Source organism: Corynebacterium sp. HMSC071B10, from assembly GCF_001814825.1.
Classification (GTDB): Bacteria; Actinomycetota; Actinomycetes; order Mycobacteriales; family Mycobacteriaceae; genus Corynebacterium.
Genome location: NZ_KV818004.1, coordinates 156,849 through 171,201, shown reverse-complemented (window position 1 = coordinate 171,201; position 14,353 = coordinate 156,849). Strand labels below are relative to the sequence as shown.

At 66.6% G+C, this 14,353-nt stretch carries 13 protein-coding genes and 1 riboswitch; of the genes, 9 read left to right on the top strand and 4 right to left on the bottom strand.

What is annotated here, in order from left to right; translation table 11 throughout:
• Window positions 1-43: 43 nt before the first annotated feature.
• Together HMPREF2990_RS05575 and HMPREF2990_RS05570 are read right to left on the bottom strand one after the other, a co-directional pair.
• Entirely contained in the window at window positions 44-1,111 is a 1,068-nt protein-coding gene (locus HMPREF2990_RS05575; RefSeq protein ID WP_070763085.1) for a hypothetical protein, read from the bottom strand.
• A gap of 67 nt (window positions 1,112-1,178) precedes the next feature.
• Entirely contained in the window at window positions 1,179-2,096 is a 918-nt protein-coding gene (locus HMPREF2990_RS05570; RefSeq protein WP_070763083.1) for a DUF808 domain-containing protein, read from the bottom strand.
• Window positions 2,097-2,376: 280 nt separating this feature from the next.
• Here HMPREF2990_RS05570 and HMPREF2990_RS05565 point away from each other — a divergent pair, with 280 nt between their 5' ends.
• From HMPREF2990_RS05565 to HMPREF2990_RS05530, 8 genes are all read left to right on the top strand, one after another.
• Window positions 2,377-3,981, top strand: coding sequence for a peptide ABC transporter substrate-binding protein (locus HMPREF2990_RS05565; protein ID WP_070763081.1), 1,605 nt, complete (start codon window positions 2,377-2,379; stop codon window positions 3,979-3,981).
• Between the two features lie 111 nt (window positions 3,982-4,092).
• Complete coding sequence (locus tag HMPREF2990_RS05560) at window positions 4,093-5,019, top strand: ABC transporter permease (protein ID WP_070763079.1); 927 nt, start codon at window positions 4,093-4,095, stop codon at window positions 5,017-5,019.
• Window positions 5,012-5,992 carry an ABC transporter permease gene (locus tag HMPREF2990_RS05555; protein WP_070763077.1) on the top strand — a complete coding sequence of 327 codons (981 nt, stop codon included), beginning with the start codon at window positions 5,012-5,014 and terminating at the stop codon, window positions 5,990-5,992. Before HMPREF2990_RS05560 ends, HMPREF2990_RS05555 begins: the two co-directional genes overlap by 8 nt.
• Entirely contained in the window at window positions 5,989-7,692 is a 1,704-nt protein-coding gene (locus HMPREF2990_RS05550) for an ABC transporter ATP-binding protein (RefSeq protein WP_070763075.1), read from the top strand. Before HMPREF2990_RS05555 ends, HMPREF2990_RS05550 begins: the two co-directional genes overlap by 4 nt.
• Window positions 7,693-7,705: 13 nt before the next feature.
• A riboswitch (TPP riboswitch) is annotated at window positions 7,706-7,817 on the top strand.
• Window positions 7,807-8,418: an ECF transporter S component gene (locus HMPREF2990_RS05545; RefSeq protein WP_141757808.1), complete on the top strand. Its 612-nt coding sequence runs from the start codon at window positions 7,807-7,809 to the stop codon at window positions 8,416-8,418. (Overlaps the previous riboswitch by 11 nt.)
• Window positions 8,419-9,744 carry an ABC transporter ATP-binding protein gene (locus HMPREF2990_RS05540; RefSeq protein ID WP_070763071.1) on the top strand — a complete coding sequence of 442 codons (1,326 nt, stop codon included), beginning with the start codon at window positions 8,419-8,421 and terminating at the stop codon, window positions 9,742-9,744.
• Window positions 9,741-10,502, top strand: coding sequence for an energy-coupling factor transporter transmembrane component T family protein (locus tag HMPREF2990_RS05535; RefSeq protein ID WP_070763069.1), 762 nt, complete (start codon window positions 9,741-9,743; stop codon window positions 10,500-10,502). The genes HMPREF2990_RS05540 and HMPREF2990_RS05535 overlap by 4 nt, the downstream gene beginning before the upstream one ends.
• A complete protein-coding gene (locus HMPREF2990_RS05530; protein WP_070763067.1) occupies window positions 10,503-10,970 on the top strand; it encodes a nucleoside/nucleotide kinase family protein in 468 nt (155 codons plus the stop codon).
• Here the strand turns inward: HMPREF2990_RS05530 and HMPREF2990_RS05525 are convergent.
• Both HMPREF2990_RS05525 and HMPREF2990_RS05520 read right to left on the bottom strand, forming a co-directional pair.
• Window positions 10,967-11,503 (bottom strand): ribonuclease FAU-1 family protein, encoded by a 537-nt coding sequence (locus tag HMPREF2990_RS05525; protein WP_070763065.1) that lies wholly within the window; start codon window positions 11,501-11,503, stop codon window positions 10,967-10,969. The genes HMPREF2990_RS05530 and HMPREF2990_RS05525 overlap by 4 nt on opposite strands.
• A 5-nt stretch (window positions 11,504-11,508) precedes the next feature.
• Window positions 11,509-12,216, bottom strand: coding sequence for an Rv1157c family protein (locus tag HMPREF2990_RS05520; RefSeq protein ID WP_070763063.1), 708 nt, complete (start codon window positions 12,214-12,216; stop codon window positions 11,509-11,511).
• Window positions 12,217-12,430: 214 nt separating this feature from the next.
• Between HMPREF2990_RS05520 and typA the strand changes: the two genes are divergently transcribed.
• Entirely contained in the window at window positions 12,431-14,347 is a 1,917-nt protein-coding gene (gene typA, locus HMPREF2990_RS05515) for a translational GTPase TypA (RefSeq protein ID WP_070763061.1), read from the top strand.
• Window positions 14,348-14,353: the final 6 nt, after the last annotated feature.

Genomic DNA, 14,353 nt, shown 5'->3' with positions numbered 1-14,353 from the left:
CGCCCGGGCCGCGAACATCCCAGCAACAGGTCCGCCGAGGTAATTACGCGCGGTGGCGTCCGTGGGCCTTGCGCCCGGACGCCTCTTTGGCGCGCTTTGCGCGGCGCAGGCGAACCTTCTCCGTTTCGGTGAGGTAGTCGCCTGCGCCCTTGACATCTTTGGCAGGAATGGCGGTAAGCGGTGCCTCTGCGGGCTCGGCTGTCTCCGCCGCATCATCATCGACCACGCCGAACATCTCCGTGGGCGCGGCGAGCTCTTCCGGCCGCGGCCCGCCCGCGAGCGAGACGTAGCGGGCCGTGTGCAGCGGTCGCAGCACGTCCTCCTCGTCGACCACGTAGTCGTGCTCGACGGTCACCGCCCAGCTGCCGTCGGGGAAATCCACCAGCGACCACGGCTGCCGCGGCCGCTCATCCGGCACGCTCAGCGCGGGGACCAGCACGACGCCCTCCTCTGGCTGGCCGACGTCCAGGCCCGCCATGCCGTCCAAAAGCACCGCGCGGGCGTACACCTCGGGCGCGCCCATGGATAGCGCCTCGTCGACGGCGGCGGTGATGTCGGCGGCGTCGGTGCCGTTGAAAGAGCCGAGGACGCGGTCGTCGTAAAGCGCGACGGCGGTGTCATCGATGCGGTGCAGCGCCACGAACCACTGGCCGGGGGAGAGTAGCGCGAGCTCCTCGGCGGAGAACTCGCCCGCGGAGGTATCGATAACGAGCATGTCGCCCGGCGGCAGCACCCAGGCACCTGCCGGGGTGTCGTTGCGAGGGACGGCGAGCAGCGGAGGCGGGAGGATGACGGCGACGTCGAACTGGCCGGTCTCCGCGTTGAAACTTAAGGAAGCGGTCGTGCCGGGGCGCAAAAGCGAGCGGTGGACGCGCTCGACGTCGGGGAAGCGCGCGCGGTCGGCAGCGGGCACGGAGCCGATGACAGCACCGTTGTAGCGCACGCGCCACGTGCCGCTCAAAGGGTTCGCCTCCAGGTCGACGTCGATGAAGCGCGTCGCGCGCTGCGGGGAGAAGTCTGTGAACAGGGCCGCCTGCACCACGTGCGTGAGCCGGATTTCCTCGCCCGCGCCCCAGATGGCGGGCGAAAGCGGGTAGCGCTGGAGTCCCACGGTGAGTCTGGCCTCCTTGTCTCGTTCAGTGTCCTGTGCCAGTCTAGGCGCACCCCGCGGCGGGACCCTAGGAGCGCTGCGTGACTGCCTTGACGCCGCGCACGACGGCGAGGATAAGCAGGCCGACGGCGAGCCCGAAGACCATGGAGATACCGGTTTCGACGAACCAGCCGGTCGCGCCGCCGCCGACAAGCTCGGTGCCGCGCACGACGAGTTCGTGGGGGAGGTGCCAGCCGATGACTTCGTCGAAGCCGCGGATGATGAGGTGGCCGCCGACCCACAGCATGGCGATGGTGCCGATGATGCCGATGGCGTTAAGCACGTACGGCATGCCGTTGACGAGCCCGCGGCCGATGGTGGGGGCGCGGCCGCGGTCGATCATGCCGCGGCCGATGTCGTCGATCTTCACCAGCACTGCGACCGCGCCGTAGACCACGGCGGTGAGGAAAATGCCAACGGAGATGAGCACGGCGGCCTCCATCCACAGCGGCTGGTCCGCGACTTCGTCGAGGGCGATGATCATGATCTCGGCGCTGAGGATGAGGTCGGTGGTGATCGCCGATTTCACCAGCGTGTCCTCGTCCTCCGGGGTCTTGTTCGCGGCGCGTTCGGCCTCTTCGTCGGCATCTGTGGTGAGCTTGTGCACGATCTTCTCGGCGCCCTCGAAGCCGAGGTAGGAGCCGCCGAGCATGAGCAGCGGCACGAGCGCCCAGGGCGCGAACGCGTTGAGCAGCAGCGCGATCGGCAGGATGATGAGCAGCTTGTTGCGCAGCGAGCCCTTGGTGATCTTCCAGATCATCGGCAGCTCGCGCGCCGGCGTGACGTCCGAGACGTACTGCGGGGTCACCGCCGCGTCGTCGATAATCACGCCCGCTGCCTTCGTGGAGGTCTTCGCGGTCAGGGCCGCGATGTCGTCGGTTGAGCTGGCAGCGGTGCGGGCGATGAGCGCGACGTCGTCAAGCAGTGCGAGGAGGCCACCGGCCATGTTGGTTCCTTTCCTTTGGGGGCAGTGCAAGCTTAGCGACGCCACGCTGCCCCAGCCCGCCGCCGCACGCCCTTTTCGCGGCGTGAGCTGTGTCTCAGCGAAGTTCCTGCCAGTCTGCTGTGTATTTGGTTAAGGGAATTTATCCGCCAGGTAAAGAAAAACTTTCCAAACGATTCCCTTTCGGCCGACAAGTGTGATGGAATGGAGGACAACCGCCCCTTGTGTGGCTTCTCACAAGTGGGCGTGGTGGATTTGGAAGAGCGACACATAAGGAGGCGCTGTGTTGAACAAGAAGACCACAGCGATTTTGGCAGCAGGAACCCTTGCCTTTGGGCTCGTTGCGTGCGGCGACTCGTCTGACTCCGGCTCGGAGGCCGCATCCGGGTCCGATAGCGGGGAGATCGGCAACGTCATCCTGGCGAACGGTACGGAGCCGCAGAACCCGCTGATCCCGGGTAACACGAACGAGACCGGCGGTGGCCGTATCGTCGACGAGATCTTTGCCGGCCTGGTCTACTACGACGCTGACGGCGAGGTCCACAACGACCTGGCCGAGTCCATCGAGCTGGAAGGCGACAAGACCTACCGCGTGAAGCTGAAGGATGCGAAGTGGTCCGACGGCTCGGCGGTGACCGCCGAGGACTTCGTCAAGGCGTGGAACTACACCGTGGCCAACTCCCTGCTGTCCTCCTACTTCTTCGAGCCGATCCTGGGCTACGAAGAGGGCGTGGAAGAGATGGAAGGCCTGAAGGTTGAGGACGAAAAGACCTTCACCATCGAGCTGGCGCAGCCGGAGGCCGACTTCCCGACGCGTCTGGGCTACTCCGCATACTTCCCGATGCACCCGTCCGCGTACGACGACATCGACGCCTACGGCGAGGCACCGATTTCCAACGGCCCGTACAAGCTGGTCGAGTGGAACCACAACCAGGACGCAACCGTCGTGCCCAACGAGGAGTACGCGGGCGAGCGCAAGCCGCAGAATGACGGCGTGACCTGGGTCTTCTATGCGCAGCAGGACGCGGCCTACGCGGACCTGCTCGCCGGCAACCTGGACGTGCTCGACGCGATCCCGGACTCGGCATTCTCCACCTACGAGGACGAGCTCGGCGACCGCGCTGTCAACCAGCCGGCCGCGATCTTCCAGTCCTTCACCGTCGGTGAGACCGTGCCGCACTTCTCTGGCGAGGAGGGCAAGCTGCGTCGCAAGGCGATCTCCATGGCGATCAACCGCGAGGAGATCACTAGCACGATCTTCGAGGGCACCCGTACCCCAGCGACCGACTTCACCTCCCCGGTAATCCCGGGCCACACCGACAGCCTGGAGGGCGTCGACGTGCTCGAGTACAACCCGGAGGAGGCCAAGCGCCTGTGGGCCGAGGCCGAGGAGATCGCACCGTTCGAGGGCGAGTTCACCATCTCCTACAACGCCGACGGCGGGCACCAGGCCTGGGTCGACGCGGTGGCCAACTCCATCCGCAACACCCTCGGCATCGAGGCCACCGGCAACGCCTACCCGGACTTCAAGTCCCTGCGCGATGACGTGACCAACCGCACCATCGACGGCGCGTTCCGCACCGGCTGGCAGGCGGACTACCCGTCGCTGGGTAACTTCCTTGGCCCGCTGTACGGCACCGGCGCCGGCTCCAACGACGGCGACTACTCCAACGAGGAGTTCGACAAGCTGCTGTCCGAGGCGGCGAACGCTGGCGACATCGACGCCGCATCCGAGTCCTACAACAAGGCGCAGGAGATCCTGCTTGAGGACCTGCCGGCTATCCCGCTGTGGTACTCCAACGTCAACGGCGGCTCTGCAGACACCGTGGACAACGTCGTCTTCTCCTGGAAGTCGATGCCTGTCTACACCCAGATCACCAAGCAGTAACCCCTAGCGCGCGAGCTTTGCACTCCAACCCCGGCCGCCACAATGCGCGGTCCGGGGTTGCGTGCCGTGGATTCGGTATAGTGCGCTTGCCCCGAACGTGAAAGCACCAACATGCAGCGATACATCGTGCGGCGACTGCTCCAAATGATCCCCGTGTTCTTTGGCGCGACGCTGCTGCTCTACGCACTCGTTTTCCTCATGCCCGGCGACCCGGTTGCGGCGCTCGGCGGTGATCGCGGGCTGTCCGAGGCCGCCCGTGCCCGCATCGAGGCCGAATACAACCTGGACAAGCCGTTCCTCGTCCAATACCTGCTCTACATCAAGGGCATATTCGTCGGCGACTTCGGTACGACCTTCTCCGGCCAGCCCGTGTCGTCGGTAATGGCGAACGCCTTCCCGGTGACCATCAAGCTCGCGCTGATGGCAATTGCCTTCGAGGCGATCTTCGGCATCATCTTCGGCTTCATCGCCGGTATCCGCCGCGGCGGCATCTTCGACTCCACCATCCTGGTGGCCTCCCTGATCATCATCGCCATTCCTTCCTTTGTCATCGGCTTCGTGCTGCAGTACCTCGTCGGTGTGAAGTGGGGGCTACTCCCGGTCACCGTCGGGCGCAACGAGTCCTTTGAGGCGTTGCTCATGCCAGCGGTGGTGCTGGGCGCGCTCTCGTGCGCCTACGTCATCCGGCTGACCCGGCAGTCGGTGAGCGAGAACCTGCAGGAAGACTACGTGCGCACCGCGCGCGCAAAGGGCTTGGGCGAGGGGACGGTGCTGCGCCGCCACGTGCTGCGCAACTCCATGATCCCCGTGGTGACCTTCCTCGGTGCGGATCTCGGCGCACTGATGGGCGGCGCGATTGTCACCGAGGGCATCTTCGGTATCAACGGCGTCGGTGGCACCATCTACCAGGCGATTTTGAAGGGCGAGCCCGCCACCGTCGTCTCCTTTACCACCGTGTTGGTCATCGTGTACATCGTGGCCAACCTGCTTGTCGATCTGCTCTACGCCGTGCTCGACCCAAGGATCCGCTATGCATAACCACGCACACACAGACACCAACGCGAACCGAGCTGTGGCTCGGCGCGGCCAAGAATACTTCGTCGCCGCGACAGATGAGACCGGCCTCGGCGCAGTCGACGCGGTTCCCGACGACCGCGCACCCTCGAACCAGTGGACCGAAGCGTGGCACGTGCTGCGCCGCCGCCCGCTGTTCTGGGTCTCCGCAATCCTGATTCTGCTGGCGGTGGCGATCGCGCTGTTCCCCGGCCTGTTCGCCAGCGTCGACCCGCGCGAGTGCATGCTCTCGCGCTCGCTGAACCCCGCGGAGCCCGGCCACCCCTTCGGCTTTGACCGCCAGGGCTGCGATATTTACTCGCGCACGATCTACGGGGCGCGCGCCTCGGTGACCGTGGGCGTGCTCACCACGCTGATCGTGACCCTGCTGGGCACGCTCATCGGCGCGATCGCCGGTTTCTACGGCGGGATCTGGGACACGCTCCTGTCGCGCCTGACCGACATCTTCTTCGCCGTGCCGCTCGTGCTGGCCGCGATCGTGGTCATGTCCATGATGAAGGGGCACCGTTCCATCTGGATGGTGGTCTTCGCCCTGTCGATGTTCGGCTGGACGCAGATCGCGCGCATCACCCGCGGCGCGGTGATGAGTGTGAAGAACGAGGAGTTCGTCACCGCCGCCCGCGCGCTGGGCGCGAGCAACCCGCGCATCATCATCTCCCACATTCTGCCGAACGCGGCGGCCCCGATCATCGTCTACGCCACGGTGGCGCTGGGCACGTTCATCGTCGCGGAGGCGACGCTGTCCTTCCTGGGCATCGGCTTGCCAACCACGGTGGTGTCCTGGGGAGGCGATATTTCGGCGGCGCAGGCGTCGCTACGCACCCAGCCGATGGTCCTGTTCTACCCGGCAATTGCCTTGGCACTGACCGTGCTGAGCTTCATCATGATGGGCGACGCCGTGCGCGACGCCCTTGACCCGAAGGCGAGGAAGCGATGAGCACTGCACTTTCCAACGACACCCAGCCGCTGCTGGAGGTCGAGGACCTCAAAATCACCTTCTCTTCGACCACCGGCGTGGTCGAGGCGGTCCGCGACTTCAACCTGACGATCTACCCCGGCCAGTCCGTGGCGATTGTGGGCGAATCCGGCTCCGGCAAGTCCACCGCCGCGATGTCGCTGCTGGGGCTGCTGCCGGGCACCGGCAAGGTGACCAACGGCGAGATCCGCCTCGAGGGTCAGGACCTGACCAAGCTGGATGCGAAGCAGTGGCGCGAGGTGCGCGGCAACCAGATCGGACTGGTGCCGCAGGACCCGATGAGTAACTTGAACCCGGTGTGGCGGATCGGCACGCAGGTCGAGGAGGCCTTGCGCGCGAATAATGTGGTGGAGGGCTCCAAGCGGCACGAGCGCGTCGTCAAGCTGCTCGAAGAGGCCGGCCTGACGGACACCGAGCGCCGCGCCCGCCAATACCCGCACGAGTTCTCCGGCGGCATGCGCCAGCGCGCGCTGATCGCGATCGGCCTGGCCGCGCGCCCGAAGCTGCTGATCGCCGACGAGCCGACCTCCGCGCTCGATGTCACCGTGCAGAAGAAGATTCTGGACCATTTGCGCTCGCTTATCGACGAGCTCGGCACCGCCCTCCTCTTCATCACCCACGACCTCGGCCTTGCCGCGGAGCGCGCGGACCACCTCGTGGTGATGCACCGCGGCCGCATCGTGGAGCAGGGCCCGAGCCTGAAGATCCTGCGCAACCCGCAGCACCCGTACACGAAGCGCCTGGTTAAGGCGGCACCTTCGCTGGCGTCGGCACGCATCCAGTCCGCGAAGAAGCAGGGCCTGGAGACCTCGGAGAAGCTCACCACCGGCGAGGCGGGTGAGCTCGTTGTTGAGGTGAAGAACTTGGTCAAGGAGTTCGAGGCGCGCGGCCGCAAGTCAAAGGGGCAGATGTTCCGCGCGGTTGACGACGTCTCCTTTGACATCCACCGCGGCACAACGCTTGCGCTGGTTGGCGAGTCCGGCTCCGGCAAGTCGACGGTGGCGAACATGGTGCTCAACCTGCTCGAGCCCACCAGCGGCGAGGTGCGCTTCGAGGGCAAGGACGTCAACACACTCAAGGGCGCGGAATTGCGCGAGATGCGGCGCAAAATGCAGGTGGTCTTCCAGAACCCCTACGGCTCGCTGGATCCGATGCATTCGATCTATCGCTGCATCGAGGAGCCGCTGACCCTGCACAAGGTGGGCAACCGTAAAGAGCGCGAGGCGCGCGTGGCGGAACTGCTCGACATGGTGCAGATGCCGCGCTCGGCGATGCGCCGCTACCCGAACGAGCTGTCCGGCGGGCAGCGCCAGCGCATCGCGATCGCGCGCTCGATGGCGCTGAACCCGGACGTCATCGTGCTCGACGAGGCGGTCTCCGCGCTCGACGTACTCGTGCAGAACCAGATTCTGAAACTGCTCACGGACCTGCAGGAGGAGCACCAGCTGTCCTACCTGTTCATCACCCACGACCTGGCGGTTGTGCGCCAGACGGCGGACCACATCGTGGTGATGGAGAAGGGCCGCGCGGTGGAGCAGGGCGATGCGGACAGCATCTTCGACAACCCGCAGCACGAGTACACACAGAACCTCATCGCCTCGGTGCCAGGCCTCAACATTGAGCTGGGCACCGGCGAAGAGCTCGGCATCGACGTCGGGTAGGATTTTCGGGGCATTTGAAAAACACGGGAGCTGGGCGCACGTCCGGCTGAGAATCCGCGATACGCGGTAAACCGTCGAACCTGATCCGGGTAATACCGGCGAAAGGAAGGAATAATGACAAATCGTGCTGCCTCCAGGACCAACTCCTGGCGCGTGATCGACATCGTGACCGCGGCCGTCCTCGGCGTGGCCTGCGGCCTGCTGTTCGTGCTGTGGAATGGCGTGGGGTATGCGGGCTACAAGGCTATCGACGCCGTCACGCCCGGCCTCGGCGGCCTCTTCACCGGCATCTGGCTCATCGGCGGTGTGCTGGGTGGGTTGATCATCCGCAAGCCGGGCGCGGCGGTGTTCGTGGAGGTGCTCGCCGCCTCCGTCTCCGCGCTGCTGGGCAGCCAGTGGGCGATCGAGACGCTGTACTCGGGCCTGGCGCAGGGCATCGGCGCGGAGCTGATCTTCCTCATCTTCATGTACAAGCGCTTCTCGCTCGACGTCGCGGTGCTCTCCGGCATCGGTGCCGGCGTGGGCGCGTTCGTGCTGGAGCTGTTTACCTCCGGCAACCTGGCGATGAGCCTGTCGTACAATGTGATCTACCTCGTGTGCACCTCGATCTCCGGTGCGGTACTCGCAGGTGTGCTCGGGTACTTCCTGGTCAAGGCGCTGGCCAAGACCGGTGCGCTCGACCGCTTCGGCGCGGGCCGCGAGCGCCTGCGCGCCGAGGCGAGCTAGATGGCAGCACCCGCGATTGAAGCCCGGGGCTTAAGCTACCAGTACGCCACCCGCCCCAAACCAGCGTTTACGGGCGTTGACCTGCGCATCGAGCACGGCGAGCGCGTCATCCTTACCGGCGACTCCGGCTCCGGGAAGTCCACGCTGCTCGCGGTCCTTGCAGGCCTGGCCGGTGACGAGGAGGACGGTCACAGCGCGGGCCGCCTCACTGTCAACGGCACGGTCGGCATGGTGATGCAGGACCCGGAGGCGCAGACCATCCTCACCCGCGTCGGCGACGACGTCGCCTTCGGCGCGGAGAACCTCGGCGTGCCGCGCGAGGAGATCTGGCGGCGCGTGGAGTACGCGCTCGACGCGGTGGGCCTCGACGTGCCGCTGGATCACAACACTGCGCACCTCTCCGGCGGACAGAAGCAAAGGCTCGCGCTTGCGGGCGTGCTCGCCATGGGCGCGGACATCCTCATCCTCGACGAGCCGACCGCCAACCTCGACCCAGCCGGGCGCGACGAGGTCATCGCCGCCGTGGAGCACGTGTGCGCGGCAACCGGTGCCACGCTGATCGTGGTGGAGCACCGCCCGCGACCCTGGGCGCACCTGGCCACGCGCGCGTATCGCTTGGGTGAGGGTGGGGTGGATGAGGTGGGCGTCGATAAGCTGCCCGGGGCACCGGAACTGCCGCCTGCGCGCGGCGTGCGAGGCGACGCTGCGGCGCTGACGACGCGCGGAGTGCAAACGCGCGTGGGCCCGCCGCGGGACCTGCGCATCCCGGAGGGCGCGTCCACCGTGATCACGGGCCCGAACGGGGCGGGCAAGACGACGCTCGCGCACGTGCTGGCGGGCCTCGACGCCCCGCGCGCGGGCGAGGTCGTCTACTCCGAGTCGATTCGGCGGGGGCTCGAGACGCCGGCGATCAAGTGGAAGTCGGCGCAGCTCGCGGAGCGCATCGGCTTCGTCTTCCAGGAGCCGGAGCACCAATTCGTCACCTCGACGGTGCGCGAGGAGATGGCGCTGTCGGGTGCGCCGCAAGCGCGCATTGACGAGCTGCTCACGCGCCTGCGCCTCGATCACCTCGTCGGCGCGAACCCGTTCACGCTTTCCGGCGGGGAGAAGCGGCGGCTGTCGGTGGCGACTGCGCTGGTCAACGCGCCGAAGCTCGTGCTTTTCGACGAGCCCACCTTCGGCCAAGACGACCGCACCTTCGTCGAGCTGGCGGGGCTCATCCGCGAGCTGACCGAGCGCGGCGTCACCGTCGTGTCGATTACGCACGACGAGGCGTTCATCGCCTCGCTCGGCGACCACATTATCCACCTGGAGGCGACACAGTGAACCTGCTCGAGGGGATTAACCCGGTGACCCGCATTTTGGGGCTGGCGCTTCTGACCACCCCGCTGCTGGTGAGCATTGATTGGGTCTCTGCCACCGTGGCGATCGTGGCGACGCTTGTGGCCGCGCCCCTGTGCGGGGTGAGTTTCCGGCGCCTCGCGCGCCGCGGCTGGCCGCTTTTGCTGCTTGCGCCGATCGCGGGCATTCCGATGGCGCTCTACGGCCAGTCGGGCGGCGAGGTCTATTTTGACTACGGGCTGATCCAAGTCTCCGAGCTGTCGGTCTCGCTCGCGTGGGCGATTACGCTGCGCGTGCTGGCGGTGGCGCTGCCGGTGGTGGTGCTCTCGGCTGACGTGGATCCGACGGATCTAGGCGACGGGCTCGCGCAGGTGCTGAAGCTGCCGGCGCGCTTCGTGCTTGGCTCGGTGGCGGCGCTGCGCATGCTCACGCTGCTGCGCGAGGACGTCGAGGCGATGCGCCGGGCGCGGCGCTCGCGCGGGATCGCGGATGTGAACCGGGTGCGCTACGCGTTCTCGCTGGCCTTCGGGCTTTTGGTGATGTCGCTGCGGCGGGCCGGCAAGCTCGCCACGGCGATGGAGGCGCGCGCGTTCGGACGCGCGGGCGAGCGCACGTGGGCGCGCGAATCGAAAATGTGCACGCGCGATTGGGTGGTGCTGATCATCTGCGTGTTGCTCGCGGCGGTTGCGCTCGGCGCGGCGTGGGTAACAGGAGAGTTCCGCCCGGTGTGGGCGGTGTCGTAAATGGCGTACACACTGCTTATCGACGGCCCCTCCGGCGCCGGCAAGACAACGCTGGCCAACCAGATCGGCGCAGCGCTTGGCATCCGGGTAGTCCACCTCGACGACTTCTACCCGGGGTGGAGCGGGCTCGCCGAAGGCGCGGCGATGGTCGCGCGCGACGTGCTCGACCCCCATGCGCCCGGCTACTGGCGCTGGGATTGGGAAAACGACAGGCGAGGGGAGTGGGTGGCACTCGACCCGGACGCCGATGTGATTGTTGAGGGGGTGGGGGCGTTGACGTGGGCGTCGTTAGCCAAAGCGAAAAAGCGGGGCGCGGTGGACGCGCTGTGGGTGTGCGCGGACGCGGGGCTGCGCAGAGAGCGCGCCCTTGCGCGCGATCCCTACTACGCCGAGTTCTGGGACATGTGGGCCGCCCAGGAGGCGGCGCTTAAGCGGGCACCGGCGGATGTGACGGTGCGCAGGGTCTAGCCGACGGGGGCGAGCTCGACTTCTTCGGCCCAGGTCAGCTCGATGCCGAGGGTGCGGAGCCACTCCATCGCGTCGTCGTCGTGGCGGGTGATGCCCTCGACCGCGCGCAGGGTGACGTCCATAGCCTTCTCGGCTTCTTCGGCGGTGATGAGGCCGGCGGAGCAGGCGGCGGCGAGCTCGTCGATGTCGAGCACGTCGATCGGGTTGCCGGTCAACGAGACCAGGTCGACGTAGAGGTCGCGCGTGCGCCACACGCCGCCGTCAACGTTGATGTCGGCGACGTCGAAGTAGAAGTCCTGATCCTTCTCCGCGCCCTCGCGGAAGTGGAAGATGTTGGCGCGCAGGCCCAGCTCGGGCAGCAGCCAGCTCTCCAGGTAGCCGAACTGCGGGTGGTTCGCGCCGCGGGCCATGTAGAGGCCGAAATCTGTGACCTTGAAGGTGTCGACCTCGCGCAGGAACCCCTTGGGGTCGGTGTTCGTCTTCGACGCGGTGTCGAAGCTCTCCTGCTTCACAGGGTGCAGATCGGCGCTCATGGTGCTTACCTCACATGGAAACTCGCGGCTGTCGGGGCAAAGGTGCAGGTCTTCTCGGCGGTACGCGCGGCACCGTCGATGACTGCGAGGACGCGGCCGGATCCTGTCGCGGCGGTGCCGGACAAGGTGGTCGGTCCTGTGGGGTTAATCCCGTGATTGCCAAGCGGCGTTACACCGGTGCGCATCGTGTCGAGGTTAATCCAGTACGCGTTGAGCCCACCCTGCTGTTTTGCCGCTGGTGGGGTGCCGAGTGCGGTGAAGACGAACACGGCCTCGCCGGCGCGTGCGCCAGGCTGCGGCGTCTGCGTTGGTCCCGGTACCGCGATGGCGGAAGCGGTCGAGTGCATCCGCGGTCCGATGCAGTTCGAGGACACCGTGGGCCAGGCGAATTGCGTAAACGCCGGGCCGTTTTCCGGCAGCGGCGGGCCGCCGAGTTCGCCTTGGCCTGCGAAGAACGCCAGCGCGGTCCGCAGTGCGTTCGCGGCACCTTCGGGGACAAACGGCTGGCTGGCAAACGCCTCGACACGCGCGATGGTCTCGTCGCTGGGGCGGCCCAGGTGATCGAGCGGGTTTGACGAGGTCGTCGAGCCGACGGTGATCGGTCCGGCGGAGGGCGCGGCGTGGGCGGCGGTCACGGGCGCGAGGCATGCCGCGAGCGCGAGTGCGGCGGCGGCAAAGCGGCCGACGCGCTTGGTCGTGGATGGGGTTCGCACGGCGGGGTCGGTGTCCTTCGTCGGGTTGGGGCTAGAAACTGAGGTGGCACAAAACACCACGCAACTTAAGCCACACTAGTCACTTTTGTCACAGTGTCAAGGCGGATTGTCAGGTTTCTGGGTACTTTGCTGGGCGTATCGAAGGTGCGATCTAGGCGGCACAGGGGTAAGGTTTAATCGTTCTACTCGCCTATATAAAAGGAGCACCGGATAAGTGTCGCATCCTGAATTTCGAAATGTCGCAATCGTCGCCCACGTTGACCATGGCAAGACCACCCTGGTCAACGGCATGCTGGAGCAGTCCGGCGTGTTCGGCGACCACGGCGAACACGGCGACCGAGTGATGGACTCAGGCGAGCTCGAGTCCGAGCGAGGCATCACCATCCTGGCAAAAAACACCGCCGTGCGCCGCAAGGGCAAGGGCAAGGACGGCCGCGACCTGGTGATCAACGTCATTGATACCCCGGGTCACGCCGACTTCGGCGGCGAGGTCGAGCGCGGCCTGTCCATGGTCGACGGCGTCGTGCTGCTCATCGACGCCTCCGAGGGCCCGCTGCCGCAGACCCGCTTCGTGCTGGGCAAGGCACTCGAGGCGAAGAAGCCCGTGATCATCTGCGTGAACAAGACCGACCGTCCGGACGCGCGCATCGACGAGGTCGTCGAGGAGGCCCAGGACCTGCTCCTCGAGCTGGGTGCCGGCCTGGAGGACCCGGAGGCCGCCGAGGCCGCCGAGAACCTGCTCGAGCTGCCCGTGCTCTACACCTCCGGCCGCGAAGGCCGTGCGTCCCTGGAGAACCCGGGCAACGGCAACGTCCCCGACAACGAGGACCTGCAGCCGCTTTTCGACGTCATCTACGACGTCCTCCCAGAGCCCTCCGCCGACATCGACGCACCGCTGCAGGCGCAGGTGACCAACCTGGACTCTTCCTCCTTCCTCGGCCGCATCGCGCTGATCCGTGTATTCAAGGGCACCGTGAAGAAGGGCGACACCGTCGCCTGGGTGCACTACGACAGCGAGGGCGAGCAGCACGTGAAGAACGTGAAGATCGCCGAGCTGCTGGTGACCGAGGGGCTGGATCGCGTCCCGGCGAAGGACGGCGTGGTCGCGGGCGATATCGCCGCGGTCTCCGGTATCGACGAGATCATGATCGGCGACACGCTGTGCGACCCGGAGCACGTCGAGCCGCTGCCGCGCATCAAGATCGACGACCCGGCGATTTCCATGACCATCGGCGTGAACACCTCGCCGATGGCTGGTCGCAATGGCGGCGACAAGCTCACCGCCCGCATGGTCAAGGCCCGTCTGGACCAGGAGCTGATCGGTAACGTCTCGATCAAGGTGCTGCCCACCGAGCGCCCCGACGCGTGGGAGGTTCAGGGCCGCGGCGAGATGGCGTTGACGGTGCTGATTGAGACGATGCGTCGTGAGGGCTTTGAGTTGACCGTCGGCAAGCCGCAGGTCGTGACCAAGGAGATCGACGGCAAGACCTACGAGCCCTACGACCACATGATCATCGACACCCCGGCAGAGCACCAGGGTGCGGTCACCCAGCTGATGGCCAGCCGCAAGGGCCAGATGACCACCATGGGCAACGCCGGCAGCGGCGACTGGGTCCGCATGGAGTTCGACGTGCCTTCGCGCGGCCTCATCGGTTTCCGCACGACCTTCCTCACCGAGACGCGCGGCGCGGGCATCGCCAACTCGTACTCCATCGAGCACCGCCCGTGGGCAGGCGAGATCAAGGGCCGCCCGACCGGCTCGCTCGTCGCTGACCGCTCCGGCCAGGTCACCGCGTACGCGCTGCAGCAGCTCGCGGACCGCGGCGACTTCTTCGTCGAGCCGGGCGCGGAGGCCTACGAGGGCATGGTCGTCGGCGCGAACAGTCGCGACGAGGACATGGATGTGAACATCACCAAGGAGAAGAAGCTGACCAACATGCGCTCCGCCACCGCGGACGCCACGGTCACCCTGGCGAAGGCACGCACCCTGTCCTTGGACGAGGCGATCGAGTTCTGCGACGAGGACGAGTGCGTCGAGGTCGCGCCCGAGGCGATGCGCGTGCGCAAGATCATCCTGAACGCGACCGAACGCGGCCGCGCGCGTTCCCGCGCGAAGGCGAAGAACAAGTAAAGCAGG